The 25,967-nt window shown below is 53.2% G+C and carries 35 protein-coding genes and 2 pseudogenes; 31 read left to right on the top strand and 6 right to left on the bottom strand.

The annotated features are described in order from the left end of the window. The first annotated feature begins 29 nt into the window (after positions 1-29). From hisIE to OCY70_RS23515, 9 genes are all read left to right on the top strand, one after another. Positions 30-812 carry a bifunctional phosphoribosyl-AMP cyclohydrolase/phosphoribosyl-ATP diphosphatase HisIE gene (gene hisIE, locus OCY70_RS23555; protein ID WP_213429836.1) on the top strand — a complete coding sequence of 261 codons (783 nt, stop codon included), beginning with the start codon at positions 30-32 and terminating at the stop codon, positions 810-812. Between the two features lie 255 nt (positions 813-1,067). Beyond that, positions 1,068-1,346, top strand: coding sequence for a hypothetical protein (locus tag OCY70_RS23550; protein ID WP_213429837.1), 279 nt, complete (start codon positions 1,068-1,070; stop codon positions 1,344-1,346). Next, a complete protein-coding gene (locus OCY70_RS23545) occupies positions 1,283-3,208 on the top strand; it encodes a tetratricopeptide repeat protein (RefSeq protein ID WP_213429838.1) in 1,926 nt (641 codons plus the stop codon). Before OCY70_RS23550 ends, OCY70_RS23545 begins: the two co-directional genes overlap by 64 nt. 118 nt (positions 3,209-3,326) lie before the next feature. Further along, positions 3,327-4,289 (top strand): thioredoxin-disulfide reductase, encoded by a 963-nt coding sequence (trxB, locus tag OCY70_RS23540; RefSeq protein WP_213429839.1) that lies wholly within the window; start codon positions 3,327-3,329, stop codon positions 4,287-4,289. Between the two features lie 286 nt (positions 4,290-4,575). Further along, positions 4,576-5,526, top strand: a complete 951-nt coding sequence (locus tag OCY70_RS23535; RefSeq protein WP_213429840.1) for an ROK family glucokinase — start codon at positions 4,576-4,578, stop codon at positions 5,524-5,526. A gap of 28 nt (positions 5,527-5,554) precedes the next feature. Beyond that, positions 5,555-6,451, top strand: coding sequence for an RNase adapter RapZ (rapZ, locus tag OCY70_RS23530; RefSeq protein WP_197259060.1), 897 nt, complete (start codon positions 5,555-5,557; stop codon positions 6,449-6,451). Between the two features lie 57 nt (positions 6,452-6,508). Continuing rightward, positions 6,509-7,450 carry a gluconeogenesis factor YvcK family protein gene (locus tag OCY70_RS23525; protein ID WP_283776815.1) on the top strand — a complete coding sequence of 314 codons (942 nt, stop codon included), beginning with the start codon at positions 6,509-6,511 and terminating at the stop codon, positions 7,448-7,450. Positions 7,451-7,457: 7 nt separating this feature from the next. Then, positions 7,458-8,390 carry a DNA-binding protein WhiA gene (gene whiA, locus OCY70_RS23520; protein WP_197259061.1) on the top strand — a complete coding sequence of 311 codons (933 nt, stop codon included), beginning with the start codon at positions 7,458-7,460 and terminating at the stop codon, positions 8,388-8,390. A 115-nt stretch (positions 8,391-8,505) separates the two neighbouring features. Then, positions 8,506-8,772, top strand: coding sequence for an HPr family phosphocarrier protein (locus tag OCY70_RS23515; RefSeq protein WP_006678144.1), 267 nt, complete (start codon positions 8,506-8,508; stop codon positions 8,770-8,772). A 205-nt stretch (positions 8,773-8,977) separates the two neighbouring features. Here OCY70_RS23515 and OCY70_RS23510 read toward each other — a convergent pair whose 3' ends face one another. Further along, on the bottom strand, positions 8,978-9,478 hold the full coding sequence (locus OCY70_RS23510) for a hypothetical protein (protein WP_213429841.1): 501 nt from the start codon (positions 9,476-9,478) through the stop codon (positions 8,978-8,980). 221 nt (positions 9,479-9,699) lie between these two features. On the opposite strand from OCY70_RS23510, the pseudogene OCY70_RS23505 reads away from it, so the two are divergent. The 6 genes and pseudogenes from OCY70_RS23505 to OCY70_RS23480 all read left to right on the top strand — a co-directional run bounded on the left by OCY70_RS23505 (position 9,700) and on the right by OCY70_RS23480 (position 17,135). After that, positions 9,700-10,491, top strand: a pseudogene (locus OCY70_RS23505) (SIMPL domain-containing protein). A gap of 389 nt (positions 10,492-10,880) precedes the next feature. Then, entirely contained in the window at positions 10,881-11,852 is a 972-nt protein-coding gene (locus OCY70_RS23500; RefSeq protein ID WP_213429842.1) for an ABC transporter ATP-binding protein, read from the top strand. Further along, positions 11,849-12,700 (top strand): ABC transporter permease, encoded by an 852-nt coding sequence (locus tag OCY70_RS23495; RefSeq protein WP_213429843.1) that lies wholly within the window; start codon positions 11,849-11,851, stop codon positions 12,698-12,700. The genes OCY70_RS23500 and OCY70_RS23495 overlap by 4 nt, the downstream gene beginning before the upstream one ends. Next, entirely contained in the window at positions 12,697-13,515 is an 819-nt protein-coding gene (locus OCY70_RS23490; protein WP_213429844.1) for an ABC transporter permease, read from the top strand. The genes OCY70_RS23495 and OCY70_RS23490 overlap by 4 nt, the downstream gene beginning before the upstream one ends. Positions 13,516-13,580: 65 nt before the next feature. After that, on the top strand, positions 13,581-14,624 hold the full coding sequence (locus OCY70_RS23485) for an ABC transporter substrate-binding protein (protein WP_283776812.1): 1,044 nt from the start codon (positions 13,581-13,583) through the stop codon (positions 14,622-14,624). 237 nt (positions 14,625-14,861) lie between these two features. Continuing rightward, positions 14,862-17,135, top strand: a complete 2,274-nt coding sequence (locus tag OCY70_RS23480; RefSeq protein WP_213429845.1) for a helix-turn-helix domain-containing protein — start codon at positions 14,862-14,864, stop codon at positions 17,133-17,135. A gap of 41 nt (positions 17,136-17,176) precedes the next feature. Here the strand turns inward: OCY70_RS23480 and OCY70_RS23475 are convergent, their stop codons facing one another. The 3 genes from OCY70_RS23475 to OCY70_RS23465 all read right to left on the bottom strand — a co-directional run bounded on the left by OCY70_RS23475 (position 17,177) and on the right by OCY70_RS23465 (position 19,329). Beyond that, on the bottom strand, positions 17,177-18,376 hold the full coding sequence (locus tag OCY70_RS23475) for a tyrosine-type recombinase/integrase (protein ID WP_213429846.1): 1,200 nt from the start codon (positions 18,374-18,376) through the stop codon (positions 17,177-17,179). Between the two features lie 84 nt (positions 18,377-18,460). Beyond that, positions 18,461-18,880 carry an ImmA/IrrE family metallo-endopeptidase gene (locus OCY70_RS23470; protein ID WP_040736112.1) on the bottom strand — a complete coding sequence of 140 codons (420 nt, stop codon included), beginning with the start codon at positions 18,878-18,880 and terminating at the stop codon, positions 18,461-18,463. Positions 18,881-18,900: 20 nt separating this feature from the next. Continuing rightward, entirely contained in the window at positions 18,901-19,329 is a 429-nt protein-coding gene (locus OCY70_RS23465) for a helix-turn-helix domain-containing protein (protein ID WP_249725439.1), read from the bottom strand. Positions 19,330-19,420: 91 nt separating this feature from the next. Here OCY70_RS23465 and OCY70_RS23460 point away from each other — a divergent pair, with 91 nt between their 5' ends. The 7 genes from OCY70_RS23460 (at position 19,421) to OCY70_RS23430 (ending at position 21,848) form a co-directional block, all read left to right on the top strand. Further along, complete coding sequence (locus OCY70_RS23460; protein WP_005548369.1) at positions 19,421-19,660, top strand: helix-turn-helix transcriptional regulator; 240 nt, start codon at positions 19,421-19,423, stop codon at positions 19,658-19,660. Between the two features lie 101 nt (positions 19,661-19,761). Further along, on the top strand, positions 19,762-20,004 hold the full coding sequence (locus OCY70_RS23455; protein ID WP_005548366.1) for a hypothetical protein: 243 nt from the start codon (positions 19,762-19,764) through the stop codon (positions 20,002-20,004). Beyond that, positions 19,952-20,776 (top strand): hypothetical protein, encoded by an 825-nt coding sequence (locus OCY70_RS23450; protein WP_005548364.1) that lies wholly within the window; start codon positions 19,952-19,954, stop codon positions 20,774-20,776. Before OCY70_RS23455 ends, OCY70_RS23450 begins: the two co-directional genes overlap by 53 nt. A gap of 15 nt (positions 20,777-20,791) precedes the next feature. Further along, positions 20,792-20,995 (top strand): helix-turn-helix domain-containing protein, encoded by a 204-nt coding sequence (locus OCY70_RS23445; RefSeq protein WP_213431559.1) that lies wholly within the window; start codon positions 20,792-20,794, stop codon positions 20,993-20,995. Beyond that, positions 20,992-21,249, top strand: coding sequence for a DUF7667 family protein (locus tag OCY70_RS23440; RefSeq protein ID WP_261945048.1), 258 nt, complete (start codon positions 20,992-20,994; stop codon positions 21,247-21,249). Before OCY70_RS23445 ends, OCY70_RS23440 begins: the two co-directional genes overlap by 4 nt. Positions 21,250-21,261: 12 nt before the next feature. Further along, positions 21,262-21,639 (top strand): hypothetical protein, encoded by a 378-nt coding sequence (locus tag OCY70_RS23435; protein ID WP_261945047.1) that lies wholly within the window; start codon positions 21,262-21,264, stop codon positions 21,637-21,639. Positions 21,640-21,641: 2 nt separating this feature from the next. Continuing rightward, positions 21,642-21,848: a hypothetical protein gene (locus tag OCY70_RS23430; protein WP_213431553.1), complete on the top strand. Its 207-nt coding sequence runs from the start codon at positions 21,642-21,644 to the stop codon at positions 21,846-21,848. Here the strand turns inward: OCY70_RS23430 and OCY70_RS23425 are convergent. Next, on the bottom strand, positions 21,845-22,084 hold the full coding sequence (locus tag OCY70_RS23425) for a DUF1883 domain-containing protein (RefSeq protein WP_213431555.1): 240 nt from the start codon (positions 22,082-22,084) through the stop codon (positions 21,845-21,847). The genes OCY70_RS23430 and OCY70_RS23425 overlap by 4 nt on opposite strands. Before the next feature lie 83 nt (positions 22,085-22,167). Between OCY70_RS23425 and OCY70_RS23420 the strand changes: the two genes are divergently transcribed. Next, positions 22,168-22,422, top strand: a complete 255-nt coding sequence (locus OCY70_RS23420) for a hypothetical protein (RefSeq protein WP_261945046.1) — start codon at positions 22,168-22,170, stop codon at positions 22,420-22,422. After that, on the top strand, positions 22,419-22,550 hold the full coding sequence (locus tag OCY70_RS23415; protein ID WP_261945045.1) for a hypothetical protein: 132 nt from the start codon (positions 22,419-22,421) through the stop codon (positions 22,548-22,550). Before OCY70_RS23420 ends, OCY70_RS23415 begins: the two co-directional genes overlap by 4 nt. Here OCY70_RS23415 and OCY70_RS23410 read toward each other — a convergent pair. Continuing rightward, a complete protein-coding gene (locus tag OCY70_RS23410; protein WP_213431425.1) occupies positions 22,534-22,710 on the bottom strand; it encodes a hypothetical protein in 177 nt (58 codons plus the stop codon). The genes OCY70_RS23415 and OCY70_RS23410 overlap by 17 nt on opposite strands. A gap of 104 nt (positions 22,711-22,814) precedes the next feature. On the opposite strand from OCY70_RS23410, the gene OCY70_RS23405 reads away from it, so the two are divergent. The 7 genes and pseudogenes from OCY70_RS23405 to OCY70_RS23375 all read left to right on the top strand — a co-directional run bounded on the left by OCY70_RS23405 (position 22,815) and on the right by OCY70_RS23375 (position 25,955). Beyond that, entirely contained in the window at positions 22,815-23,006 is a 192-nt protein-coding gene (locus tag OCY70_RS23405) for a hypothetical protein (RefSeq protein WP_213431529.1), read from the top strand. Continuing rightward, the gene (locus OCY70_RS23400) at positions 22,993-23,121 is read left to right on the top strand and encodes a hypothetical protein (protein ID WP_261945044.1); all 129 of its coding nucleotides are present in this window, start codon (positions 22,993-22,995) and stop codon (positions 23,119-23,121) included. Before OCY70_RS23405 ends, OCY70_RS23400 begins: the two co-directional genes overlap by 14 nt. A gap of 14 nt (positions 23,122-23,135) precedes the next feature. Further along, the gene (locus tag OCY70_RS23395) at positions 23,136-23,588 is read left to right on the top strand and encodes a hypothetical protein (RefSeq protein WP_261945043.1); all 453 of its coding nucleotides are present in this window, start codon (positions 23,136-23,138) and stop codon (positions 23,586-23,588) included. A 263-nt stretch (positions 23,589-23,851) separates the two neighbouring features. Beyond that, on the top strand, positions 23,852-23,977 hold the full coding sequence (locus OCY70_RS23390; RefSeq protein WP_261944597.1) for a hypothetical protein: 126 nt from the start codon (positions 23,852-23,854) through the stop codon (positions 23,975-23,977). An 86-nt stretch (positions 23,978-24,063) separates the two neighbouring features. Next, positions 24,064-24,345, top strand: a complete 282-nt coding sequence (locus OCY70_RS23385; RefSeq protein ID WP_261945042.1) for an AbrB/MazE/SpoVT family DNA-binding domain-containing protein — start codon at positions 24,064-24,066, stop codon at positions 24,343-24,345. Positions 24,346-24,359: 14 nt separating this feature from the next. Beyond that, positions 24,360-24,812 (top strand): hypothetical protein, encoded by a 453-nt coding sequence (locus OCY70_RS23380; protein ID WP_213430925.1) that lies wholly within the window; start codon positions 24,360-24,362, stop codon positions 24,810-24,812. Beyond that, a pseudogene (locus OCY70_RS23375) lies at positions 24,809-25,955 on the top strand (DUF2800 domain-containing protein). Before OCY70_RS23380 ends, OCY70_RS23375 begins: the two are co-directional and overlap by 4 nt. Positions 25,956-25,967: the final 12 nt, after the last annotated feature.

The raw sequence follows: 25,967 nt of genomic DNA, 5'->3' as shown, positions 1-25,967 counted from the left end.
ACGCTGCGCCAGCAAGGAGTGAATGTGCGATGACAGAATCGGGAATGACTGCCGGGCTGAGCGCCTACGGAGCGGCGTTGGCGGATCGCATCCGCTGGGACGGGCAGGGACTCGTTCCGGCGATCGTGCAGGATGCGAGCACCCGGGAGGTGCTGATGATGGCCTATATGAGCCGCGAATCGCTCCTGAAGTCGTGCGAGACGGGGGAGACGATCTTCTGGAGCCGCTCCCGGCAGGAGCTGTGGCATAAAGGCGCCACCAGCGGCAACACGCAGCGCATTGTCGAGCTGGCCGCCGATTGTGACGGGGATACGCTGCTCATTCAGGTGATCCCGAATGGTCCTGCATGCCATACGGGCACGTATACGTGCTTCGACGCGGATCGCAGCGAGACTGCTCAGGTATCTGAACCGCCGGAGACGCTGGAGACGTTGAGGGCCGGGGCTGATGCAGTAGATCGGGGAGCTGACGATCCGTACCCGGTGCTGGCGGAGCTGGAGCAGGTGATCGCCGATCGGGAGGAGGAGCGGCCCGAAGGAGCCTATACGACCTACTTATTTGATTCCGGCATCGATAAAATATTGAAAAAGATCGGCGAAGAGAGCGCCGAGGTGCTCATTGCGGCCAAAAACGGCGATAATGAAGAGCTGACCGGCGAGGCCGCGGATTTGCTCTTCCATCTGCTTGTGCTGCTGCGCGAACGGAAGCTGCCGTTCGCGCAGGTGCTGAATGAGCTGCAGCGCCGGCATCAAGGGCCGCGCCGCGATGCCTATAACGCGCACGGCAAGATCAAGCCTTCAACTGAATCGTAAGCAGCATCATGGGCGGACGCCTGTTCCTTGAGCGCGAGGAGCGGGTTCCGCTTTTTGGCGTGCAGGCGGCGGGTTCGCTCTTGGCCGGGTGCTGCCCGCGCCGGCTCCGTTCGACGCGGGGCGGCGCCATGAATAGGTTGCCGGCGAGCGAAGGCTGCGCTATAATATATTTAGAATTATTATTATTTGAAAAATATACTTATTTGGGGCTGTGTAAGCCCCGGAAAAAACCGTGTAAGTAAGATAAGGGGCCCTATGCAACGGGCATTGGCGGGCAGCGGCGTCAGGGCGCCGATTCGGGCGGATGCGCAGCCGGTCTTCGCCAGCCTCTCGTCTTTCCCGATTGATCAAGAGAAAGTCATTCGCGTTTGGCTCCGGAACGGCTCAACGAAGGGGTGGGGGAAGGCGCGTCATTATGGTATACTGAAGGTTATGTATACAACGATGATGCGGCAGGAGGTGCCTTGGCGATGGCAGGAGAGAAGCCACATCGAACCGGCAGGGACAACGCGGACGCGCATGGCAATGTCGTGATGTTTCCGGTAGATGCGGCCGCGTATTCCGATCGCGCGGTAAAATTATTAGATCGGCTGCAATATGACAAGGCACTGCGGTATTTCCGCAGAGCGGTCGAATGCGAGCCCGGCGATGCGATTCACCAGTGCAATCTGGCTGGGGCGTTGGCAGAGACGGGGCGCTTCGAGGAGTCGAATCTTATCCTCCGCCATATTGTGAACGAGCTCGATCCATCCATGAGTGAATGCTATTACTATATGGCGAATAATTTCGCTTATCTTGAATGCTTTCAGGAGGCGGAGGCGGCGCTTGATATTTACCTGGCGCTGGAACCCCAGGGGGCATACCGCAGCGAGGCGCAGGAAATGAAGGAAATGCTTCATGACGAGATGAATCGGCCCGGATCGTATGCGGGAGCCCGGCCGCCCTCTAATGCGGCCGCCCTCGAAGAAGCGGCCAGAGGCTTGAAGGAAGCGGCTGCGGCCTTGAGCCGGACGGCGGAGTCCGAAGGAAGCGGCGAGTTGGCGACTCCGCCCGGACAAGCCCGGGAAGCGCGGAGCGGCCAGGAAGCCGAGCATCAGGAAGCCCGGCGGATGATGGAAGAAGGCCGGTTCGTGGAGGCGGGTCGCGTTCTGGAGCGGCTGCTGCAGGCGAATCCCGGCGATCTGCCTGCCCGGAACAATCTGGGGCTTGCCTATTATTATATGGGCTTCTTCAAGGAAGCCCGCGAGATGCTTCACCAGGTGCTCGCGCTGGATCCCGGGCATATGCACGCCCTGTGCAATCTGGCCATTTTCGAGCGCCAGGCGGGGCGGATCGAACAGGAGCGGGAGCTGATGGAGCGGCTGGCGAAGCTGCAGCCGTTCCACCGGGAGCCGGCCTTCAAGCTGGCGAACACGCTCGGCATCCTCGGCCGGCATGAGGAGGCTTACCGCCATCTGCGGCGCCTGCTCGCGACCGGATCGCCTGCCGAACCGGGCATCTATCATTGCGCGGCGGTCGCGGCCTGCCATCTCGGCCGGTACGATGAAGCGGCCGGCTGGTGGGCCGCCTGCCGGCGCGTCGATCCGGACAGCGGCATTGGCTCGTATTACTTGGAGCTGCTTCAGCGGCGCGGGGGAGGCCTTCCGGATCCGATGCCAAGCTATCATTACCGCATTCCTTACGAGGCCAAGGCTCGATCCGGACGGCGGGCCGAGCGATCCGCGGCAGCGGAACGGATTGTCCGGCACGAAGCCGGAGATCCGGGGGCGGCCGCCGAATGGGAGCGGCAGTTGAAGGCGGATCCGCTCGTCCGCTCGTCCCTGTTCTGGGCGCTGCGCGCGGGCGACTCCGCGACGAAGCTGCAGGCGCTTCAGGCGATGAGCCTTATCAATGATGACGAGGCGAAGCAGGCGCTCCGGGGGCTGCTGCTCGATCCAGAGCAGGACGGCTACGTGAAGGAATTGACCGTCTATGTTCTCCGTCTGCTTGGCGTAGAGGACGAGCTTGAAGTGGAGTGGGACGGCAAGAAGCAGCTCGTGGACGGGTATCACCTGGGAAGCGGGCTCCCGATCTGGGAGCCGGACTGGCAGCAGGTGATCGATTCAATCCGGTCCGGGATGAACGGGCGGTATGACATGATTCAGATGCATGACGCGGAGAAGCTCTGGATTGAATTTCTCCGTCGGTCATATCCTAATGAAGTGCCGCGTATCGCGAAGGCGGACTCTTGGGCAGCGGCGATTGAATATATCATCGCGAAGAAGCACGGCCATCCGGTCACCCGCAGCGATGCAGGGGAACGGTACGCCGTATCCGCCGGGACGGTCGCCAAGAATGCCAAGCGGATAGAAGAGGCATTCCGCGCCGATATGACCGAGAAGAATTTCTATGAATAGACGCGTTTTCCCAAGTTGATAACCGGGCGTGTTCTGAAGGCTGCTTTTCTCCTGAATCCCTTCGTGGTCAAAAGCGTACTTTTTGAATAACCTCTAATAGTGAAGGAGGCCTTTTAGTATGGAGAAGAAAGTGTATAAATCGGTCGTTATCGGAACAGGACCTGCGGGGTACACGGCGGCGATCTATCTGGCGCGCGCCAATCTGAATCCGCTCGTCATCGAAGGTCCGCAGCCGGGAGGCCAGCTTACGACGACAACCGATGTAGAGAACTTCCCTGGGTTCCCGGACGGGATTATGGGCCCTGAACTGATGGAAAACATGCGCAAGCAGGCGGAGCGCTTCGGCACGACGTTCGTTACCGGCTGGGTGACGGATATTGACACATCGCAGCGCCCGTTCAAGCTGACGGGGGAAGGTCTGGAGGAAATCTGGGCCGAGACGCTCATTATCTCGACCGGAGCCAGCGCGAAATATTTGAATATTCCTGGAGAGCAGGATAATATCGGCAAAGGGGTCAGCGCTTGCGCTACCTGCGACGGCTTCTTCTTCCGGGGCAAAAAAATCGTCGTCATCGGCGGCGGAGACTCCGCGATGGAGGAGGCTAACTTCTTGACCCGCTTCGCGTCGGAGCTGACGATCGTGCACCGCCGCGACGAGCTGCGCGCCTCCAAAATCATGCAGGACCGGGCGCGCGAGAACGAGAAGATCTCTTGGGCGCTGAACCGGACGCCGCTGGAGGTGCTGTCGACGGGCATGGGCGTCACCGGCCTCAGAGTGCGCAACAACGAGACGGGCGCAGAGGAAGTCATCGAGACGGACGGCCTGTTCGTCGCGATCGGGCATAAGCCGAACACCGACTTCCTGCGCGGCAAGGTCGAGCTGAACGAGCACGGATACGTCATCGTGAAGCCGGGCACGACCGAGACGAGCGTTCCGGGCATCTTCGCGGCCGGCGACGTGCAGGACATGAAATACCGTCAAGCGATTACCGCGGCCGGTTCCGGCTGTCAGGCGGCGCTGGATTGCGAGAAATTCCTGGAAGGCAGCATGGTCCATGACTGGAGCACGACGTTGGGGTAACCGTTCCGCGTGAACGGGATATCCCGGATTCGCGAGCCTGGCTTCCCGGTACCGACATAAAGTAGATTTTTGCAACATTTTCAGCGTCGAGACGGAGCCTGCGGGCTCCGTATTTGATCTCGCGAGCCTGGCGGCCGCCAATGCGCGGAATCGGCCCGGGAAAGGCCCGGAACGCCCGTGCGGGCGGGCCGCGCACGCCTTGACCTGTTTACAGCGTTCGCGTATAGTGGGTACTGAAGTAACATACGATTAAGGATACGATTACAAGTATAAAGGTGGATGACGCATGCCTGAGCAAATCTACGTGGGTGTCGATTTGGGCGGAACGGCTATCAAGGTCGGTCTTTGTGATACGGAAGGCCGGCTGCTGCAAACGTTTGAAGGTCCGACTGAAGTTGCCAAGGGCCCCGATACCGTCATAGACAACATTGAGAACTATATTCGCCGGATCGTGGAGGAGTCTCCTTACGATTGGAGCCAGGTGGCTGGAATTGGTGCAGGGGTCGCTGGGTTTACGAATGTGAAGGAAGGCGTTATCTTGTTGGCGCCCAACGTAGGCTTCAAGGATGTGCCGATTCGTGCCATATTGGAAGAACGGTTAGGCAAGCCGGTCAAGATTGACAATGACGCCAATGTGGCGGCGTTGGGAGAAGCGTGGAGCGGCGCGGGCAAAGGCGTCGACAATTGCGTCTGCTATACGCTGGGAACCGGTGTCGGCGGCGGAATCATCATCAACGGCAAGATTGTGCAGGGATTTTCCGGCATGGCCGGAGAGCTGGGGCATATCGCCGTCATTCCGGATCTGGAAGCGATTCAGTGCGGCTGCGGCAAGATGGGCTGCCTGGAGACGGTATCCTCCGCCACCGGCATCATTCGCATGGCGAAGGATGCGGTAGAGCGCGGCGATCGCACGTCCCTGTCGCTGCTGGAGGACATCGCGGCGAAGGATGTGTTCGATGCGGCGAAGGCCGGTGACGAGGTTGCCGTCCGCATTATCTCGCGCGCAGCCTTCTACCTCGGTAAATCGATGGCCGCGGTGGCGGTCACCTTGAATCCGGAGCGCTTCATTATCGGCGGCGGCTTGTCGAAGGCCGGCGAGTTCTTGTTCGAGCAAATCCGTGAGACGTTCAAGAAGCTAACACCTGAACCGGTTACGCGCGGCGTATCGATCGTGCCGGCTGAGCTAGGCAATGATGCAGGCATGATTGGTGCGGCCGGATTGTTCTTGCGTTCGTAATCGGTATTGGTAAGGGAGAGGACGAACGATGATCGATTCAACAGAAACGGCAGCGCTTGCTAAATTAGTCATCATTACGGGAATGTCCGGTGCGGGCAAGACCATAGCGGTACAAAGCCTGGAGGATCTCGGATTTTTTTGCGTAGACAACCTGCCTCCCGTGCTGATTCCCAAATTCGCGGAGCTGATTGAGCAGTCCAAAGGGAAAATCGGAAAGGTCGCGCTCGTCATCGATTTGCGCGGGCGAGAGTTTTTCACGGCGTTATCGGAGTCTTTGAATTATATTAGAGAACATTATACAATTAATTGTGAAATTTTGTTCTTGGACGCGACGGATGAAGTCCTCGTCCAACGCTACAAGGAGAGCCGGCGCCGCCATCCATTGAAGCCGAACGGCATGCCGTTGGAAGGCATCAAGATGGAGCGCAAGCTGCTGGAGGATTTGAAGGGCTGGGCCAATCAGGTGATTGACACGAGCAGTCTCAAGCCGGCGCAGCTCAAAGAACGCATCGTCTCGAGGTTCACGCAGGCCGATCAGAACCGCATGTCGGTCAACGTCACCTCGTTCGGCTTCAAATATGGGGTTCCTATCGATGCGGATCTCATTTTTGACGTGCGGTTTCTGCCAAATCCTCATTATGTGGAGCAATTGCGTCCGCATACCGGCCAAGATATCGAAGTGTATGACTATGTCATGAAATGGCCGGAGACGCAGGCCTTTTTGAGCAAGCTGCTCGACTTGCTTCAATTTTTGCTTCCCCAATACCGCAAAGAAGGGAAAAGCCAGGTCGTCATCGGCATCGGCTGCACTGGCGGGAAGCACCGTTCCGTGGCCGTCGCGGAATATTTGGGCCGCACGCTCGGTTCCAGCGAGACGGAGGTCGTTCGCGTAAGCCATCGGGATTCCGAACGCGATCGGCATTGATGGGGGGATACTGAAGTGCGGATAGGAGAAGAGCGCGATCTGCCGCGTATCGTCGTTATGGGCGGCGGTACCGGTCTGTCTGTCATGCTGCGCGGCCTGAAGGAGAAGCCGCTTGACATCACGGCTATCGTCACGGTCGCCGATGACGGCGGAAGTTCCGGTATTTTGCGCCAAGAGCTGCAAATGCCGCCTCCGGGGGACATTCGCAACGTCTTGACGGCGTTGGCGGATGTGGAGCCCTCGTTATCGGAGATGCTGAAATACCGCTTCCCGAATGGAACCGGCCTGGCTGGGCACAGCCTTGGGAATCTGATCCTGGCCGCCATGACGGATATTACGGGCGACTTCGTCGCGGGCATCCGTGAACTGAGCCGGGTGCTGGCCGTGCGCGGGCGGGTTCTGCCGGCCGCCAATCAGGCGATTGCGCTGAATGCGGAGATGACCGACGGAACCATCGTGGAGGGCGAGTCTGCCATACCGCAGGCTGGCCAGCGCATCAAGCGGGTCTTCCTCGAGCCGGAGCAGGTGGAGGCGCTTCCTGAGGCCGTACAGGCGCTGCAGGAGGCGGATGCGATCCTGGTCGGTCCGGGAAGTCTATATACGAGTATTATCCCGACGCTGCTTGTCCCCAAGCTGGCACAGGCGGTCAAGGAGTCGGATGCCGTCAAAATCTTCGTCTGCAATGTTATGACACAGCCGGGAGAGACGGATAATTATAAGGTCAGTGACCATCTCGAAGCCATCCAGCAGCATGTGGGCGAGCATCTTTTCGATTATGTCATCGTCAACGACGGGGAGATACCGCCTCAAGTGCAGGACCGCTACGCCGAGCAGGGGGCGCGTGCAGTGCATTTGGACTTGGATGAAGTGACGAAGAGAGGTTACAAGGTGATTGCCGATTCCCTCGTATTGTTCCGCACCTATTTGCGGCATGATGCGGAAAAGCTGAGCCATCACATTTATCAGCTGGTGGAGAATTGGATGTTACGAAAGAGGTGAGCGGAGAATGTCCTTTGCAGCGCAGACGAAAAAGGAATTGACGTTAATGGAGTCCGATGCATGCTGTGAACGGGCAGAATTGGCGGCGTTAATGCGCATGAACGGCTCCGTGCAGCTCTCTTCGAACCGCAAGGTCATTCTGGATATTTCGACGGAGAACGCGGCGATTGCCCGCCGGATATACACGTTCATCAAGAAGTTTTATCAGGCGCACACGGAACTGCTGGTTCGCAAAAAAATGCGTTTGAAGAAAAATAATGTGTATATCGTCCGCATTCCTTCCCAGGTGCAGGAGATTTTGCATGATCTGCATATCGTATCCGAAGGGTTCCAGTTCACGGATGGAATAGATAAGCGGATTATCGCGAACAATTGCTGTAAACGGGCTTATTTGCGGGGGGCATTTCTTGCCGGCGGATCGGTTAACAATCCGGAAGGATCCTCTTACCATCTCGAGATTTCATCGATGTACGAAGAGCATTGCAAGGCTATTGTCGAATTGGCCAATGAATTCCGGCTCAATGCCCGGTTCATCGAACGCAAAAAAGGGTTCGTGCTGTACATTAAAGAAGGCGAGAAAATCATTGAGTTCCTCAATATTATCGGGGCGCATCAGGCGTTGTTCAAGTTCGAAGACGTCCGCATCATGCGGGATATGCGGAACTCCGTGAACCGGATTGTCAACTGCGAGACGGCGAATCTGAACAAGACGATTGGCGCGGCCGTGCGCCAGATCGAGAATATCCGCCTGATTGAGAAGGAGATTGGACTGGAACAGCTTCCTGACAAGCTTCGCGAAGTCGCGGAGGTTCGCCTGGCTCATCCCGATCTGAATCTGAAGGAGGTCGGTGAGATGCTTAAGGGCAAGGTCAGCAAGTCCGGAGTCAATCACCGGCTGCGCAAGATTGATGAGATGGCCGAAAGAATAAGAAACGGATGAATTTTATTCCTAGTGTACCATCGTTTAAAATGCTATAATGTGATAAACTGAAGGAAATGGCGTAAACGTGAATTGATTAGTAAACTATACAGGAAATGTAGGGGGTATGATCCGCATGGCTCAACAACCAGTTGTGGTACGTTTGAAGACAGGTTTGCATGCACGACCGGCGGCCTTGTTCGTTCAAGAAGCGAATAAATATTCTTCGGATATCTTCGTGGAAAAGGAAGATAAAAAAGTAAATGCGAAGAGCATTATGGGGATCATGAGTCTTGCAATCGGCTCAGGCACGTCCATTACCATTACCGCGGATGGCGCGGACGCAGAACAGGCTGTAAGCGCTTTAGTCTCCTTGGTCAGCAAGGAAGAGTTGGAAAACTAATTGGACCTGCATGCCGGGTGCATCTCCGGCATAAGGCAGATGATACAGGAGCGGCGGAAGAGATGGCCGCCCGACTCCATACCGATTGTCCGGCGAGCTCGGCGCCTCTCAGCAGGCCCCGGGCTTGTCTGCCGTTATTCCGGCGGCGGAATCAAGACAGGACCTGAGCATGATGCTCAGGTCCTGTTCCATATACAGCCCAGGCTTACCATTGGCTGAACACATCAGCGGTGCCCTTCACATTGCCCCGGATGCGGATGCGGTATCTCTCGCCATCCTTGATCCCCTTGAAGGCGACTTCGTCCGCCGTCCAGCCGACATACCCCGTCTTCGTGTCTTCCTTGATCCAGCCGGACCATGGATAGTACCGTTCCAGTTCGACATCGAATTCCGTATTGTTCCCGGTATTTTTCTCGGTCGTCAGATAGACCAAAATATTTTTCCGGTGGCTGTCCTTCGGAATGTCGATATCGTTCGGAATCTGATAGTGAGTCGTCGTCTCGAAGGTGGCTGTCCAGTGATAGATGGCCGTGCCGTTAAATGGAACAACGTTCTTTATGTAGATCTGGGAGCTCCCGCGTTCAGGTGCATTCTGCTGATTCAAGCCGTGCGGGCCGGAACCTTGGGCGAACAAGGTGGCGGGGGAAAGGAGACTGACTGCCATAGCGATTGCGGCGACACGTTTCGTCCATTTACGCGTAAACAACAGAAATTCCCTCCTCTTTCAACAAATAGAATAATTACAACTAGAATGTAACACAAGTTACATCAAATGACAATGAAAATCATTGAGCCGGTCGAATCGAAAGTGGCGGCCGCATGAAGGATGCACAGGCTGGAGGAAAATAATTCATGCGTTGGTGCAACATATTTGGTCATCCCCTCGTTTAAAACGTAAGCAAGCTGATAATCTTACCAATATGAGCGATGGAGGGGTATGGAATGATGAATGTGAACGCACATGGACGGAAATGGCGCAAGACGGCGGTGGCAGCCATCGTCGTCGGCACATTGCTGTTTGGCGCATGGGGAGCCGCCGCTCCACAGTCGGCACAGGCGGCAGAGGAGGCAGCGATTATGGACAGAAACACGATTACGGTTGTGGGACAAGGCGAATTGGAGGTTAGGCCGGATATTGCTTATGTCGATATCGTCACGGAATCGAAGGCGGATACGGCGGCGCAAGCCCAGAAGCTGAATGCCGCCGCATTCGACAAGGCGAAGCAGGTGTTGACGAAATACGGGATTGCGGATACTCAAGTGAAAACGACCGATTTTTCCGTAAATCCGGTATATAAATATGCGGAGAACAGCGAACCGAAGGTTGTCGGTTATGAAGCCCGCCACGCGGTTCGGGTGACGTAGCGCGACCTTGCGAAGCTGGGCAATCTGGTGGACGCGGCGGCCGGAGCCGATGCGACGCGCGTGCAGCAGATTCAATTCGATATCGAGAAGCGCGACGCCTTCGAGTCCCAGGTGCTTGAAAAGGCAGTGAAGCATGCGTCGAGCAAGGCCGGCGCGCTGGCCAAGGCAGCCAATCGCCAAGTCGGACCGGCGCTGGCGATTGTCGAATCCGGCGCGGATTGGCAGCCGGTTCGGATCATGAACGAGAAGCTGGAGATGATGAAAACTTCCGCCGCTGACGCTGCCGGTTCCGCTCCTCAAGGCGGCCAGGTGAAGCTGCGCGCGCAAGTGCAGGTCCTGTTCGAAATGAAGTAAGATCAGAAGAGACGGAAGGCCCCTTCCCGGCTCCGCGGCGGTTCGCGGACGGGCGAGGGGCTTTTGCGCGGAGCTACAAAAATGTGGGTGGGAGTCCTTTAGCTGGATGAAATGAGTCAATCCATTGAAGATGGATGTATGCATTTGTCGAAATTACGTAAAAATAGTTGTATCACCAAGCAAAACGATGTATATTGGATATGCAAAAACGCCAACGTGAACGAACGGGAAGCCATACCAACGGATATGGCTTTTTTTGCTTAATGGATAAGAGGACAAGGTATGCGCATATGCACTCTTATCGCATATTATCCGGTAGTCGCGGCGGCGTCGTCCCGACCGGAGCGGCTTGCCGTATCCCGTGGATAGGCTGACGATATAAGGGGTTGATGCTCTTGATACAACTGGTAAATGTGGAGAAGCACTTTGCCGGGCAACCCGTAGTACATCCTTTGTCGCTCACGATTGATGAGGGAGAATTTCTAACGCTGCTCGGCCCAAGTGGTTGTGGCAAGACCACGATTTTGCGTATGATTGCCGGCTTCGAGCTGCCTACGGCAGGAGAGATTCGGTTGGACGGCGTGAATGTGACGCAATTGCCTCCGAACAAACGGGATCTGAATCTCGTATTCCAGCATTACGCTCTGTTCCCCCATATGACGGTGGAGCAAAATATTCAATTTGGTCTAAAAATGAAAAAAATTCCGCAAGCGGAACAGCGTGAGCGCATTGCCGAAGCGATTCGGCTCACACAGCTGACTCCGCTCGCTGCGCGATATCCGCATCAGTTGTCCGGCGGACAGCAGCAGCGTGTCGCCATTGCGCGGGCGATTGCCAACAAGCCGAAGGTGCTGCTCCTGGATGAGCCGCTCGGCGCGCTTGACTTGCAGCTCCGCAAAAACCTGCAGAGCGAATTGAAGCAGCTGCAGCGGAATTTGGGAATTACGTTTGTCTATGTCACCCACGATCAGGAAGAAGCGATGATGATGTCCGACCGGATCGTCATCATGAACAACGGCCGCGTCGAGCAGGTGGGATCGCCTAAAGAAATTTACGAACGCCCGGAGACGTTGTTTGCCGCTACGTTCGTCGGCGAGAACAATGTGTTCCATGAAGAGACTATGTTCGCCGTCCGTCCGGAGAAGATTCGCATCTCGGAGGAGACGGAAGGGGCGCGCAAAGCAGGAATTATACAGGATATTGTCTATTTGGGGAATATTCATAAATTGATTGTTCATATGGAAAATGAACAGACAACGGTGACGGCCGTGCTTGATTTTACGGACACCCGTTCATGGCAAATCGGACAGCGTGTCGGCGTTCATTGGAACGCGGGAGACGAGGTGATTATCGGCCCATGAGACGCTCCTTCGGCATCATTGCGCCGGTCGTGTTGTGGCTGACGATATTTCTCGTCGTGCCGATGATCGCGGTATTTGCCGTATCCTTCATGCAACGCGACGAGTTGGGCAATGTCGTATTTACGTTTACGCTCGAACATTATGCCCGCTTTTTTGACCCGCTCTATTTGGGCATTTACTGGGATACGCTATGGCTCTCGCTTGTGACGACAGCGATCTGCCTGCTGCTCGCTTATCCGCTGGCCTATTACATTTCCCAGGCGAGCCCGGGGCGGCAGAAGATGTGGCTTATTCTCATTACGGTTCCGTTCTGGATCAACTTCTTGATCCGCGCCTATGCCTGGGTGCTGCTGCTGCGGACGCAGGGCATCGTGAACCAGGTGCTGCTGGATGTCGGATGGATTCAGGAGCCGCTCCAGATGCTGTATACCAAAGGAGCCGTGCTGCTCGGGATGGTGTATACGTTCATCCCGTTCATGGTGCTGCCCATTTATGTCGCTCTGGAGCAAATGGATAAGCGGCTGCTGGAAGCGGCCAGCGATCTCGGTGCAGGCCGCTGGAGCGCATTCTGGCATATTACGCTGCCGCAGACGAGGTCGGGGATTATGACCGGAAGCGTGCTGGTCTTCGTCACGACGACAGGCATGTTCGTGGTTACCGATATTTTGGGCGGCGCCAAGGCGCAGATGCTAAGCAATATTATTCAGAACCAGTTCCTCGGGGCGCGCAACTGGCCGTTCGGCTCTGCCTTGTCGGTGGTGTTCGTCATCAGCGCCCTGATTATTATCGGATTGTTCCAGTGGGCGCTCCGATCCAAATATGAGGCATCGAAGGAGGCGAGGGCATGAAGACAGCATCCGCATCGAAGCAGCATCCGCTGTTGGCTTGCCACTCGTTCCTGCTGCTTCTGTTCATTTACATTCCGATCATATTGATTATGATCTTTTCATTTAATGATTCGCGGTTGAATGCAAGCTGGAGCGGATTTACCTTCAAATGGTACGGGTCGTTGTTCCAGAACCGGCAGGTGATGGAGGCGCTGAGCAACAGCGTTATTATCGCGCTCGTATCGACGGTATTATCCACGGTATTCGGGACGATGGCAGCGCTTGCGATGCGGCGCATGCTGAGCCGGGTGAAAAAAGGCATTGCCGGCCTGCTCTACTTGCCGATCATCGTGCCGGACATCATTATGGGCCTGTCGCTGCTCGTGCTCTTCAGCCAGATCAATATGCCGCTCGGCAAGACGACGGTCATCATCGCGCATATTACGTTCAGCATCTCGTATGTATATGTCATCGTCTCCTCGCGGTTGGCGAATATGGGAGGACAACTGGAGGAGGCGGCTTCGGATCTGGGAGCCACGCCATGGCAGACGTTCCGCTACATCACCTTGCCGTCGATATGGCCGGGGATTATCGCGGGAGCGCTGATTGCCTTTACGCTGTCGATCGACGACTTCCTGATCAGCTTTTTCGTGGCGGGGCCGAACTCGACGACGCTTCCGATCTATATTTACGGCTCGGTCAAGCGCGGCATATCGCCGGAGATTAATGCGCTGTGCACGCTGCTCATTTTGCTCAGCGTCGGTCTGATCTTGCTGGCGCAGTGGATGCTGAACCGCGGCAACGGCGAGAAGAAAAGCTCGATGCTGCCGTTTTAAAACGAATCGCTGCAAGTCGAAAATGAAACATTGGGATCCTGCGGATCAGAGAGGGGTAGAAAGAATTGAAAAAAATGAAATGGTTCGCTGCCGTATTGGCGGGAGTGCTGACAATCTCCGCGTTGGCCGGATGCTCTGCGAGCAAAGACACGTTGAATTTGTATACGTGGGCGGATAATTTCAATCCAGAGATGATTGAGAAGTTCGAATCGGAGAACAACGTCAAGGTGAATATGGCGGTGTTCGCGAACAATGAGGAGCTTCTGGCCAAGATCAAGGCCGGTGGAGCAAACTATGATCTCATACAGCCATCGGATTATATGGTGGCCAGCATGATTAAGCAGGATTTGCTTGAGACCATCAACAAGGACAACATTCCGAACTTCCAATACGTAGTAGACCGTTTCAAAAATCCGGCATATGACCCGAACAGCGAGCATTCCATTATTTATATGTGGGGCGTCACGGGCATTGCCTATAATAAGAAGCATATTGCCGAGGCGCCGACAAGCTGGGCCGATCTATGGAAGGACGAGTACAAGGGCAAGGTGCTGCTGCTGGACGACAATCGCGAGATAATCGGGATGGCGCTCAAAAAAGCCGGCAAATCGAACAGCACGGATAACGAGGCCGACATCAATGCGGCGGCGGACGATCTGCGGAAGCTGGTGCCGAACGTGGTCGCGTTCGATACGGACAATATCAAGCAGAAGATGATCCAAGAAGAGGGCTGGATCGGGACGGTATGGTCCGGCGACGCCGCCTTCATCGCGGCGGAGAATCCGGATATTGCCTACGTCATTCCGCAGGAAGGCAGCACGATCTTCGCGGACACCTACGCGATCCCGAAGGGAGCCAAGAACAAGGAATTGGCCGAGAAATTCATCAACTTCATGCTTGATCCGGAAAATAGCGCGAAGAACTATGAGTTCGTCGGCTACAGCAACCCGGTTACGAAGGCGAAGGAATTCCACAGCGAGGAATATCTGAACAATCCGATGATCAACCTGACCGATGAAGAGCTTGGACGCACGGAGTGGCTGCTCGATGTCGGCAAGTCGATTCAATTGTATGACCGCCTGTGGACGGAGCTGAAGAGCGGGCGATAAGGAATACGCTGGTATATCTAATCGGAAATTTTATAAGATTTGAAGCCTATTTCCCTGGCGCCGTCCGGAATTTCATTCCGAATGGCGCTTTTTTTATCCCTGAAAAAAGGGGCTCGGTCGGAAAGTGTCGAAAAGGATATAAATATGATATACCATATGATATAATATAAAACGCTTACAGACGAAAAAAGTCTCATTCTGCAATTTGTCAATTAGATAGTAGGGGGCCATGGGGAAATGCGATGGAATCATTTTAAATCCAGGCTGTTGTTTAAATATATACTGTCGTATTTATCGATTTTTTTGGTCCCCTTGATTGTGATGACGTTTATTATTTATCAGAATGCCGTCAATAACCTGCGATCCGAGATCGAGCAATCCAGCATCAGCCAATTGGAGCAGGCGAAGCGGAATATTGACGGCCGGATGAAGGAGCTGGAAGAGATCGCGGCCCGGATCAGCTTCGACAGCAAGCTGACTCCTTATATGGTCCGCCACGCCTATTATGGCGGGGAAGCGATCGATACGCTGGATAAGTATAAAGCGAACAGCTCGATCGTGAATGAGATGTTTTTATATTTTCATGGCGACGATGTGATCTACTCCTCCCGGGGAATGATGTCGGTCGACACGATGTTCGACTATGTGTACGACTTCTCCAGTTGGAACAAGAATACGTTCGTGCGGGATCTGAATGCCGTGAAGGTGCCGACGATGCGGCCTACCGAGCAAGTGACTCTGAACCGCCATGGCCAGAGCCGGATGCTGGCTTATCTGGTGCCCATTCCGACGAATCAGGGCTATAAGCATGGCACTGTCACCTACTTGATTGAAGAGCCGATGCTGACGGGGATGATGGAGTCGGTTCTGAGCAATTTCCAGGGCAATGCCTATATCTTCGATCAGGATGGCCGGGTGCTGGCCGCAGCCAGCCATGGCGGCGAGATGGGGGAAGAGGCGGTGCGGCGGCTTGCCTCGGTAGAGGCGGGCATTCATACGGAGCAGCTCGGCGAAGTGCAGCAATCCGTCGTCGCCGTCAAGTCGGATTCCGACGGCTGGACGTATGTCACCGCGATGCCGTCGAAGCAGTTCTTTGGCCGCGTCGTTCATATCCAGACCTTTATCTTGATGATCTTCGCAGTCACGCTTCTGTTCGGTTCGATGCTGGCCATCCTGCTCGCCAAGCGGCAGTATCACCCGATTCGCGATCTTCTCGAGTTCGCCAGTCTGAAGCGCGGGTCCGGTGAAGCGGCGGAGGATGGAGACAAAGGAAAGACGGAGCTGGAATGGATCCGGGAGACGCTGCTGTCTTATCGGAACCAGGTTGATCTGCAGGAGCCGTATGCCCGGAATCAGTATTTGCTGACGCTGTTGAAGCGCGGCGCCCCGAGCCGGGAGGATGCGGAGGAAATGCTGCAGCAATTAGGGATTGTCCTGTCGGGCAGGAGCATGTTTGTTATCATTATTGCATGGGAATATATGGCAGATCAGATGTGTTCCGCGCAGGAGCGGGAAGCGTTCGTGCAGCAATTTGCGGAGTTCGGGCTGGCGAGAGGGAAAGCGATGGCTTATGGCGTCGAGCAGTCCCACACCGAGCAGCTGGCGCTCATTATCAGCATGGAGGCGGAGTCGGAGACGGATGACGAAGCGCGCATGGAAGCCATCGTGGAGGATGTGCACCGGCTTGCCGAGGAGCATAAGACCGCCATACCGACGATGGGCATCGGCAGCTTGTACATGAGCCCTGAACAGCTCAATCAATCTTATATTGAAGCCGCCTCGGCGCTGGAGTACCGGATTGTGAACGGCAAGGGCAGCGTCACGTTCTTCTCCAATCTGACCTATGAGCAGGATCAGCACTTCTGGATCGCCAAAGATTCCCTCATCAAGCTGACGCAGAGCTTGAAGCAGGGCAATGCGACAGTCGCCGTGGACACGATCGGAGCGGTGTTCCGGAAGCTGCAGCAGCAGGAGCCGGCGATCCCGCTGCTGCGGTGCATGTGCTTCGATGTGTTGAATACAGTACTCAAGACTGCCTCCGAGCTGGGCTTGACGGAGACGGCGGAGCAGGTGCCCGATCTGGCGAAGTTCGAGACGCTGGAGCAGCTGGAGGCGAAGCTGTGCGAGCTGGGTGTCTATATTTGCAGTCAAGTGGAGCATCAAGAAGAGTCGGAGCAGCGCTCGTTGACCGATGAGGTGGTCACCTATATCTCGGAGCACTATTGCGAATATGATCTGAGTCTGGAGAAGCTGGCGGAGATGTACCGGGTATCCGTCTCTTATTTGAGCCGGTCCATCAAGGAGAAGACCGGGCATACGTTCTCGCAGCATGTGTGGCAGCTCCGCATGGATGAAGTGATCCGCCATCTGAAGAGCGGCAACGAACCGCTCAAAGATATTATCATCCGGGTCGGTTATATGGATGTGCCGAATTTTATCCGCAAATTCAAGAAAGAAACCGGGATGACTCCCGGGCAGTATCGTAGAGCGGTGAAAGGGGAGGAGTCATAGGGGAGGGTAGACTTTTACCCACAAGTTACCCACAAAGAGGTTTATAAACTCATGATCTTCTCGAATCTATCCGGTACCAACTTGCGTTGCCGCTCCGTGACGTGTAGATAGATGCGCTTTGTTGTCTCATCGTTTTTATGGCCTAACCGCTCTTGGATCACCGCCAATTGCTCGCCTGCTTCCGCCAAAAGTGATACGTGAGTGTGACGCAGGCTATGTGGAGTGATCCAGGTTGGCAGACCAGCGTCCTCGAGCAGACGTTCGAACCGGTACTCGATTGAACTAATGCTCGCCGGATATCCAGGGTACTTGATGGACCAGAACAAGAAATCGGCGTCATGTACTACTTCGCCGTCTTTCAATTTTTGCTCTCTCCATTCTAACTGTGCTTTGATGGCCTTAATTACGCTGTTGCCGATCGACACTTTACGAATGGATGATGCATTTTTAGGCGGGCCAAGCTCGTAATCTTTGATGCTTTTCAACACTGTGAGCGTTTTTGTCACGGAGATATAGCGCTCTCGCTCGTTAAAGTCTGAGACCTTTAGCGCCTGTAATTCTCCTGCACGCAAACCAGTATATGCAAGCGTCAAGTAGATAGCGTAATCTTGGTCTTGCCCCCTGAACCGGACAAAGTTTAAAAACTGTTTCAGTTGTTCCTTTTCTAAAAATTTCGGTAAATCCACTTCTCCTGATTCGATTTGCTCCAATGTTTTTTTAAAGGCCGGGATTACAGCGCTATCTGCTGGATTCTCGGCTATTATCTTTTTTCGGACTGCATCGTCAAAAATCAGCGAAGCCTGTTGATGGTATTCTCTAATGGTTCCTTGTGTTCGCCCCTTCTTTTTCAAATTATTGAGCCACCGCTGATATTCGTCGCCTGTAATATCCTTGACTTTCATATCGTCGCCAAATTCTCTCTGAATGGAGTTGAAGACGGTTTTTTTGTTACGCAATGTGTACTTTCGCGGTTCCCTCTCGATTATGTAATCTTCAAGCCAGCGTTCGCGCCACGCCTTCAGAGTAATATTCTTCTCATCCACCAGCTTCCCGCGTATCTGGTCAGCTTTAATTAGTATGCCAGCGCTCTCGGCTTCTTCTGCTGTCGAAAACCCTGGCGTTTCCTTTTGCTTTCGTGTTTTCTTTCCGTTCACGACAGCAGGCACGCTATACCGAAATGTGTATCGGCCGTTCCGCTCGCGAACCCCAGGCGGTAGCTTCTTCTTCTTTTCCTTTGGCATTGTAACTATTCTCCTTTCATAGAACGAATGTTCTGTTCTGTGTGTATGGTAAACAGCCTTGCGGCTGGGAAGCGCGGAAGGTTTTTAGAATGCCCCATTATAGTAAGGGGCCATTTCCATAGGGATTTCTAAACGACAAAAATAGTTTTCTATAGATTCGCCATCAAGTATCGCCTCTGTCGCTGTAAGCAATTCCACCGTAAATACATTAGCCTGCCGTTCATACTTGGACGACATGAAAAAAGTGCTGTTATCAGTAAAGAAACGATTTACACCTCGATGCAGAACATCATGCCCCAATTCATGTGCACACACGACGCGCTGCCATATCTCGCAGAGTCTATTGTTGATAACAATATATCGTTGCCGAAACTTGGTGTAATACATTCCGTAGGTTGAGTCCCCCAAATCCTCAAACACAAGAATAATCCCCCTTCGCTTTGCCAATGCGAAAGGGCAGTTTGTTTTGTACCTCTGTAGTAGCCTTCTGATGGCGCGGTTCATAGTTCCAGACTCACTCCAGACTATCTATTTTCGTCTGATTTCTTTTTATAGCGCTTGTTTGTAAACTTCTCCTTACTTCTTTTTTTAGCGTCCCAGAAAAGAACTTCTAAAACCTGCATGACTTTTTCTCTATCTTCATCTTCAATCGGAACACCGTCAAACATTAAACCCGTGTCTTCCTCAAGCATTTTTTTGAAATCCCGTTTATCCTTGGCGTTGGCCCATTCTGGGATTGTTGCACTTTCCGCTGGTTCATAACCAAGCAAGTATTCCGGTTTCACGTCATAAAACTCGGCCAGTTTTTTCAACATTTCTAAGCGAGGTTTGGCAATGTTTTGCTCCCAAGAGTTATATCGCGGTCTCTTTATGCCTAACCTGTTGGCTACTTCATACTGGGAAAGCCCCTTTTCTTCCCTAAGACGAACTAGTTTTTCTCCAAGAGTCATCATTCATCTATCCTCCAAAAAAAAATTATCCACCACCCCTTGACGGATAAAAATATTATCCGGTATAATCGACTTATCGAAAGGAGGGAAGCGAATGGCAGAGAAGCGCCCTTACTTTGCGAAGTGTCGCAAGTCAAAAGGAACTCAAGCACAAGTTGCTTCAGAAAACGGAATCTCAACAGTGTACCTTCGCATGATTGAGAATGGAACTTTCACTCCTGGCAGGGACCTGATGTTCCAACTCTCAACGTATTTTGATGAGCCAGTTGAGATGTTATTTCCCGACTATTTTGAACAGTCTAGGGATAAGTCTGTCCAAAAAGTGATAAATTAATTATCTATAATGCATTATAGATAATAATATTTATCCAGTCAATGGGTATGGATATTTTTTTAACATTATTGGATAAAAAAATTATCCAAAGGGAGGCAATTATGAAAGTTAAAAAGGAATGTTTACTTAGAATGGCTGAAAGGGCTGGCACCTCGATAGTATTCCATCCACAAAATCCTGCTTGGGTAAAAGAGCCGGGGGATGTCAGTTGGAAGAGATGGAGACAGCTTTATAAAAAAATGGATTCGAGAATGCGGTATGCACAAAAGAAAGAAAGGAAGAGACGGGCAAATGAATCAACTGGCATTAATCGAAAGCAAGACACTGCGGGAATCAGTCATTGACCGTACAGACGTATTGGACAAGGTGAAGAAGTTGGCCATGTTGCCGGACGACATGAACGTAAGCATAGACATGGCAGCGGAGTATTACGAAGTAGGCAAAGAAGCAATAAATTCTTGTATCAAAGATAACAGAAGTGAATTGGAGTCTGACGGGTTACGGGTATTGATGGGAAATGAACTGAAGTCCTACAAGGACATGGGTTTAATTGGAAAAACAGCATCGGCCTTCACTGTCATCCCACGGCGGGCAGTCCTCCGCATCGGAATGCTCTTACGGGACAGCATCATTGCGCAGACAGTAAGGAGCTACCTACTGGATGCAGAGCAGTCCCACCCGGCTAGGGAAACAGTCGATACGCTGCACTTCCGGAAGGAGATGATGTTCCTTGAGGCAGCCGCCAATATACTCCGGCTGCCGGAAAGCGGGAAACTGAAGCTGATGGGCGACTTTGCTAAAGTGCATCATCTCAACGTCCCATTACCTGCCTATGCGGTCAATGAGGATGTCACGGAATCGGCTACGGTTTTACTGAAAAAGCACGGTGCACCGTTTGGGGCCGCCAAGTTCAACACCTTATTAATTCAGCGTGGCTTGTTGGAAGAGAGGGAACGGCCATCAAGCAATGGCAGAGTCAAGACATTTAAATCGTTGACCGATGACGGATTGATTTATGGGAAGAACATCATTAGCCCGGTTAACCCGCGAGAGACTCAACCGCACTACTATGCGAGCAAGTTTGACGATCTGTTACAGCTCATTAGCGCATCATGAGAGGAGGTATGCACAGTGACAGAGCTACCGACAAGCTTACCGGCCGTCCTTAAACTCAAGGACGTTGCAGCGTATTTTCAGCGCAGCACATGGACGATACGGCGACGGTCTAAAAACGGAGATATCCGCTTTTACAAAGAAGGTCAGGAGTATCGTTACCGCCGTGAATGGGTGCTGGAGTATGAGCAGCGGTGCATAGAGAAAGGAGAATTACCATGACCGACATCAAAATCGGTATCCACCCGGTACACCGCCGGATGGCGGAGCTCCACCTGGCACAGAAGCGGCGTCCATGGACTGACCTTGAAAAGCTGGAGATGATCAACTGCATGCAGGCCAATTATGACCTCATTCAGCGGCTGGACGGCCTCAAGCAGTTGAGCCTGCATGCATATGAGATGGGCGATACCGATTGGCAGCATGATATCTGCAGCCAGATCGAAAAGCTCCAGTCCAAAATGGACATTTTTTGAAGGAGGGGGAGCATGAACCAATTAGATGAACAACGTATTAGGGAGATCGTGCGGGAGGAATTGAACAAAGAAGCCCCTGCTGGAACAGAGGCTGAAGAGTACACACAATGCTTTCCCGGTGGAACAAAAGCGAAGATTAATCTATCTATCGAATTCGCCGACTTAGCACCGGAAGATTACCAAGAAATCCTAAGTTTTATTTCCATGAGTGCTCGTCAGTTTTACTTGTCAGTTGGTAGCAAAATCAATAATAAGACTTCAGAGGCTGAAGAGTTTATCACTGTCGAGGGTAAACACAAGATTGATGCGAGCTTGCTAGAAAACGCTGAACCCGTTGATTTGAGAAAAACGCAGGGGCGCCTGAACCGATCGCAATGGAAGGAGATATGAAGATGGAAACTAAAAAAATTTTTACTGAAGGTGTAAAAAAGCAAGTTGTGAGTGCTGTTTTGAAACTTGCGGAAGAACATCAATTAACGATTTCCATGATGGAAGAACTCAATGAATGCGTGAAGAAGCACATGTTGGATAATGCGACTTTAGAGAAAGAGTCTAGCCCGAAGGGCGTTGCCCAAAAGAACCAGACTCTAACAAATTAGTAGAATCGGTATTTGTACTGTCCGCTTCCGCGAACAATAAGATACCATCTTCCAGCATCATTTACTGAAATGGTTACCGGTGTTCGAGTATAGTGCCCGCCATAGTATTTGAAGCTCTGACCGGATGTGTATTTTTGGTAGTTAGTGCGATCTACAAGAAATACATCTGCGGCGTGTTGTAATTCAACTTCAACAGTTAATGGCCCATTGGTATCAGCATATGGGATTCGTGCCATATAATCACCTCCTTTCTTCATAGAATGACAAGCTGGACACTTTCCATTCTAGCAGAAAGGGAAATTATTGAAAGGAGAATGACATGAACCAAGTTGAATTGCTGACCGGCCGCCTTGTCGTAGAGGATGGAAAAGTATCACTGCAACATGACGACGGCAGCATAACGGAATTAAGCAAAGATGATCGCATCGAGGTCCTGAATGCCGGTAAGTTCGAGCATGCCCCATTCAAGCGGATTTTAGATAAGACAGATATATACGGATGGTCCATATACGCCGGGCTGCATGCTTCGGTTGAGAAAATTCTAACCAATTCAGATAGGAGAATGAACGAATGAAGCAACAGGGAAGCGAAGGGATACATTTGGAACCGGGTGCAATTGTTGTTATTGGTGAGAAGGAAAAGGCCGCCCAAGATGAGCGACCAGTGTTGCTAGGTAGTACTTACACTATTTGTCTTCAATAGCTGAAAGAAGCTTTGTTAATTTCTCAACGTTATCAGCCATTTCCTGAAGATCTGGCATTTTGATAGTGCCTTTGAAATTCGGGTTCGAAAATATCGTCGAAGACGATCTCATGAACTCGGAATAAAGTTCAACAGCTAGTTCTTTGTTTGTTTTAGACATAGTTTCACCTCCCTTCAATGGTGTCTGGACAACTCTATTGTAATAGGGAAGGTTGAGAGATTACAGCCAAAATAAGGAAATCTGGAAAGGGGAAATGAAACCAGATGAGCACTAATGAAGTCATCGACCGCTGCCCGGTATGCGGGCGGGAAATCTATTTCGGCCAAGTAGCTTGGAAAGTAGGATCTGACCTGTGTTGCTCGGTGGATCACATGGTCCAGCATGCCCGGGTGGTCATCGTGATTGCCGGCAAGGAGATTGATGTTGGGGGAGGCGAGCCTGATGCCGATTCCTGACGAGCTCCTGGACCACCTGGCCGAGCGCTACAAGCTGGAGTATATCGACCCAAGCAAATGCCCGTTCCAGACCTGGGCGGCCATGCAGGCCGAATGCATGGGATATCAAATATGAGGGAGGAAACGGACGTGCAAAAGAAATACGAGTTCACAGGCGAGACGTCAAACCGTATCGCCGCAAACCGTATCGCCGCGGGTGCCACGCTTCACCGTATTCGGGCCGTGCGGGACTTTGGGGACGTAAAGGCTGGGGACCTGGGCGGATGGGTTGAATCCGAGGACAATCTCAGCCATGAAGGGAAATGCTGGGTTTACGATGATTCGGCGGTATTCGGGCGTGGTCGAGTCTGGCACGATGCGAAGGTCATGAACAATTCGAGTGTATACGATAACGGCCAGGTTACCGATGACGCCATCATTGATAATTCCGATGTCTTCGGCAGTGCAAAAGTGGCATATCACGCCCGTATAGAGGATCAAAGTCGGGCATACCAACATGCTCGTATAGTGGGATCACATGTTTGCAGATCGGAGATCGGGGACTTCGCTTACATCTGGAACAGTATGGTAAAAGAAGCTTAAATCAGGGTGCCGTGTTACATCTCTTGCGGACACATAGAATCTAGTCGGGACTTGGTTACAGTCGGCCCAATTGGCTCCGAAGATGGGATTTTGACAGCATATCGAGGTCATGACGGAATTATGGTTACTCGCGGCTGTTTCTCTGGGACAATAAAAAATTTCTTAAGGGCCGTGGAGCGAACACATGGAAACAACGAATATGGCCGTTCCTATGCCGCCCTGATTGAGTTTCTGAAGCTACACTTCGGCGAGGAGGTGAAGCGATGACGAAGGAACAGCGCATCAATATATGCGACAACTTGCACGAGCTGCTGAAGACAACCGAATGCGGTCGCACCCAGATGATGTATTTCCGGCAATACTGCCAGGCAATATGTCGCCTGAAATGAAAAACAGCTCCTTGCGGGGTAGGAGCCGCGCGGAGCTAATCAATCCATATTCAAAGCCAGTTTAGCACTGGCGGAAGGAGAAATCAATGAAAGCAACTGGTATTGTACGTAATCTTGATAGCCTTGGCCGTGTCGTCATTCCGATGGAGCTGCGCCGAACAATGGGCATCGGTGAACAGGAGCCAATGGAAATCTATACGGATGGTGATCGGATTGTGCTTAAACGGTACTTTTCTGGCTGCAGCCTTTGCGGCTCGACGGAAAAGAGCCTAAAAAGGTACACGCGCGACAGAAGCATATGCGTCGGGTGTATCAAACTCATTGCCGATCGCCAGCAGCAACTGCTTGAGCAAGAAGATACGAAATAAAGGAGGACTTACACATGAACATCACAATTTCTATCCAAGCCCCTGAATTGGTCGGGGCAATCAATAACCTGGCTGCATCTCTTGGCGGCAAGTTGATGGCAGCTGCTGCGCCTACCCCGCAGAACGATCCACAACAAGCGGCCGCCGCATTCCAACAGCCGCCAATGCAACTGGCTTACGGTGCAGCACCTACCCCAGCCGTTCCGACACAATCGGCGGTTCCGGTAACTCCTGCCCAGGCTCCTGCTGCACCAGCTCCGACCGCCCCTGTCGGTGTGCCGACGGCTGCGCCGGCATACACCTTTGAGCAGCTTGGGGTCGCAGCCGGCCCGATTGTTGACGCGGGCCGGTCAGGCGAGCTGACGTCCTGGTTGCAGCAGCACGGGGCGAACACACTCATGGAGTTGCCAAAGGAGCTCTATGGCGAGTTTGCAACGTATCTCCGCAGCTTGGGGGCAAAGATATGACCCAGATTGCCCATGCAGAGCGGGCGCATGCGCTGCTGTCAGCCAGCAGCGCACACCGCTGGCTGGTCTGTACGCCATCGGCCCGCTTGGAGGACACATTACCGGATACGACATCCGGTGCGGCGCGGGAAGGCACGCTTGCCCACGAAATCGCGGAGTTAAAGCTGCGCCGGGCGCTGGTAGAGCCTATGAGCACCCGATCCTTTAATACAAGGCTTAAAAAGTTAAAAGAGCAAACGCACGAAGGCAAGCCGCTGTTTGACGAGGAAATGCTTCGACATACAGACACCTATCAGGAGTATGTCCAGGGTGTGGTGCATGCCTTCCCAGCTCCGCCGTACATCACGATTGAAAGACGGGTTGACTACTCCGCCTATGCTCCGGAAGGCTTCGGGACGGCGGACTGCATCATTATCGGCAGCGGCCAGCTCCACATCATCGATTTTAAAGCTGTATGCTCTCGGTGCCTTGCAGGCTTACTCCCTGCTGTATGATATCGAAACGGTCCACATGGCGATTGTGCAACCCCGTGTGAGGGAGCACGCATCCGAGTGGTCAATATCCGCAGCCGAACTGCTTGCATGGGGGGATTCAATCAAGCCAATTGCTGCCCTGGCCTATGAGGGCAAAGGCGAGTATGTCCCCGGTGAGCATTGCGGATTCTGCCGAGCGAAGGAGACTTGCCGGGCGAGGGTTGAGCAGCTGCTTTCCGTTGCGCCGCTGGTTCAGTTAAAGCCTCCGCTTATCGGTTGGGATGAGGTCGGGGATGTACTGCGTCGTGCCGAGGGTATCGTGTCATGGTATAGCAGCCTGAAGAAGTTGGCGTTAGCTGAATCGCTGAAAGGTGGCGACGTCCCCGGGTGGAAGGCTGTAGCGGGACGCGGCAGCCGGGAGTATGCCGACTTAGATGCAGCATTCAAGCACCTGCAGGAAAACGGGATCGACGAGGCGTTGTTATTCGAGCGCCAGCCAATAACACCTCCAGCCCTGGAAAAAACGCTAGGTAAAAAGCAATATAGGGAGCTCCTGGAGGAGCCGGGGCATGTAATCAGTAGACCGGGCGCGCCAACCTTGGCACCGGCTGACGACAAGCGTCCAGCATTAGTGAATCAAATCTCGCCCGAGCAAGCATTCGGGCAATGAAAATAACCGATT

This window comes from Paenibacillus melissococcoides, from assembly GCA_944800085.1.
Classification (GTDB): Bacteria; Bacillota; Bacilli; order Paenibacillales; family Paenibacillaceae; genus Paenibacillus_B; species Paenibacillus_B melissococcoides.
Note: the sequence above shows the minus strand (reverse complement) of the source record. Positions and strands in the feature narration are given on the sequence as shown.

Bases quoted from the DNA above. Each gene is read 5' to 3' on its own strand.
- hisIE (WP_213429836.1), top strand. From the start codon at position 30: ATGACAGAATCGGGAATGACTGCCGGGCTGAGCGCCTACGGAGCGGCG.
- OCY70_RS23550 (WP_213429837.1), top strand. From the start codon at position 1,068: ATGCAACGGGCATTGGCGGGCAGCGGCGTCAGGGCGCCGATTCGGGCG.
- OCY70_RS23545 (WP_213429838.1), top strand. From the start codon at position 1,283: ATGGCAGGAGAGAAGCCACATCGAACCGGCAGGGACAACGCGGACGCG.
- trxB (WP_213429839.1), top strand. From the start codon at position 3,327: ATGGAGAAGAAAGTGTATAAATCGGTCGTTATCGGAACAGGACCTGCG.
- OCY70_RS23535 (WP_213429840.1), top strand. From the start codon at position 4,576: ATGCCTGAGCAAATCTACGTGGGTGTCGATTTGGGCGGAACGGCTATC.
- rapZ (WP_197259060.1), top strand. From the start codon at position 5,555: ATGATCGATTCAACAGAAACGGCAGCGCTTGCTAAATTAGTCATCATT.
- OCY70_RS23525 (WP_283776815.1), top strand. From the start codon at position 6,509: ATGGGCGGCGGTACCGGTCTGTCTGTCATGCTGCGCGGCCTGAAGGAG.
- whiA (WP_197259061.1), top strand. From the start codon at position 7,458: ATGTCCTTTGCAGCGCAGACGAAAAAGGAATTGACGTTAATGGAGTCC.
- OCY70_RS23515 (WP_006678144.1), top strand. From the start codon at position 8,506: ATGGCTCAACAACCAGTTGTGGTACGTTTGAAGACAGGTTTGCATGCA.
- OCY70_RS23500 (WP_213429842.1), top strand. From the start codon at position 10,881: ATGCTCTTGATACAACTGGTAAATGTGGAGAAGCACTTTGCCGGGCAA.
- OCY70_RS23495 (WP_213429843.1), top strand. From the start codon at position 11,849: ATGAGACGCTCCTTCGGCATCATTGCGCCGGTCGTGTTGTGGCTGACG.
- OCY70_RS23490 (WP_213429844.1), top strand. From the start codon at position 12,697: ATGAAGACAGCATCCGCATCGAAGCAGCATCCGCTGTTGGCTTGCCAC.
- OCY70_RS23480 (WP_213429845.1), top strand. From the start codon at position 14,862: ATGCGATGGAATCATTTTAAATCCAGGCTGTTGTTTAAATATATACTG.
- OCY70_RS23475 (WP_213429846.1), bottom strand. From the start codon at position 18,376: ATGCCAAAGGAAAAGAAGAAGAAGCTACCGCCTGGGGTTCGCGAGCGG.
- OCY70_RS23470 (WP_040736112.1), bottom strand. From the start codon at position 18,880: ATGAACCGCGCCATCAGAAGGCTACTACAGAGGTACAAAACAAACTGC.
- OCY70_RS23465 (WP_249725439.1), bottom strand. From the start codon at position 19,329: ATGATGACTCTTGGAGAAAAACTAGTTCGTCTTAGGGAAGAAAAGGGG.
- OCY70_RS23460 (WP_005548369.1), top strand. From the start codon at position 19,421: ATGGCAGAGAAGCGCCCTTACTTTGCGAAGTGTCGCAAGTCAAAAGGA.
- OCY70_RS23455 (WP_005548366.1), top strand. From the start codon at position 19,762: ATGAAAGTTAAAAAGGAATGTTTACTTAGAATGGCTGAAAGGGCTGGC.
- OCY70_RS23450 (WP_005548364.1), top strand. From the start codon at position 19,952: ATGAATCAACTGGCATTAATCGAAAGCAAGACACTGCGGGAATCAGTC.
- OCY70_RS23440 (WP_261945048.1), top strand. From the start codon at position 20,992: ATGACCGACATCAAAATCGGTATCCACCCGGTACACCGCCGGATGGCG.
- OCY70_RS23435 (WP_261945047.1), top strand. From the start codon at position 21,262: ATGAACCAATTAGATGAACAACGTATTAGGGAGATCGTGCGGGAGGAA.
- OCY70_RS23430 (WP_213431553.1), top strand. From the start codon at position 21,642: ATGGAAACTAAAAAAATTTTTACTGAAGGTGTAAAAAAGCAAGTTGTG.
- OCY70_RS23425 (WP_213431555.1), bottom strand. From the start codon at position 22,084: ATGGCACGAATCCCATATGCTGATACCAATGGGCCATTAACTGTTGAA.
- OCY70_RS23420 (WP_261945046.1), top strand. From the start codon at position 22,168: ATGAACCAAGTTGAATTGCTGACCGGCCGCCTTGTCGTAGAGGATGGA.
- OCY70_RS23415 (WP_261945045.1), top strand. From the start codon at position 22,419: ATGAAGCAACAGGGAAGCGAAGGGATACATTTGGAACCGGGTGCAATT.
- OCY70_RS23410 (WP_213431425.1), bottom strand. From the start codon at position 22,710: ATGTCTAAAACAAACAAAGAACTAGCTGTTGAACTTTATTCCGAGTTC.
- OCY70_RS23405 (WP_213431529.1), top strand. From the start codon at position 22,815: ATGAGCACTAATGAAGTCATCGACCGCTGCCCGGTATGCGGGCGGGAA.
- OCY70_RS23400 (WP_261945044.1), top strand. From the start codon at position 22,993: ATGCCGATTCCTGACGAGCTCCTGGACCACCTGGCCGAGCGCTACAAG.
- OCY70_RS23390 (WP_261944597.1), top strand. From the start codon at position 23,852: ATGACGAAGGAACAGCGCATCAATATATGCGACAACTTGCACGAGCTG.
- OCY70_RS23385 (WP_261945042.1), top strand. From the start codon at position 24,064: ATGAAAGCAACTGGTATTGTACGTAATCTTGATAGCCTTGGCCGTGTC.
- OCY70_RS23380 (WP_213430925.1), top strand. From the start codon at position 24,360: ATGAACATCACAATTTCTATCCAAGCCCCTGAATTGGTCGGGGCAATC.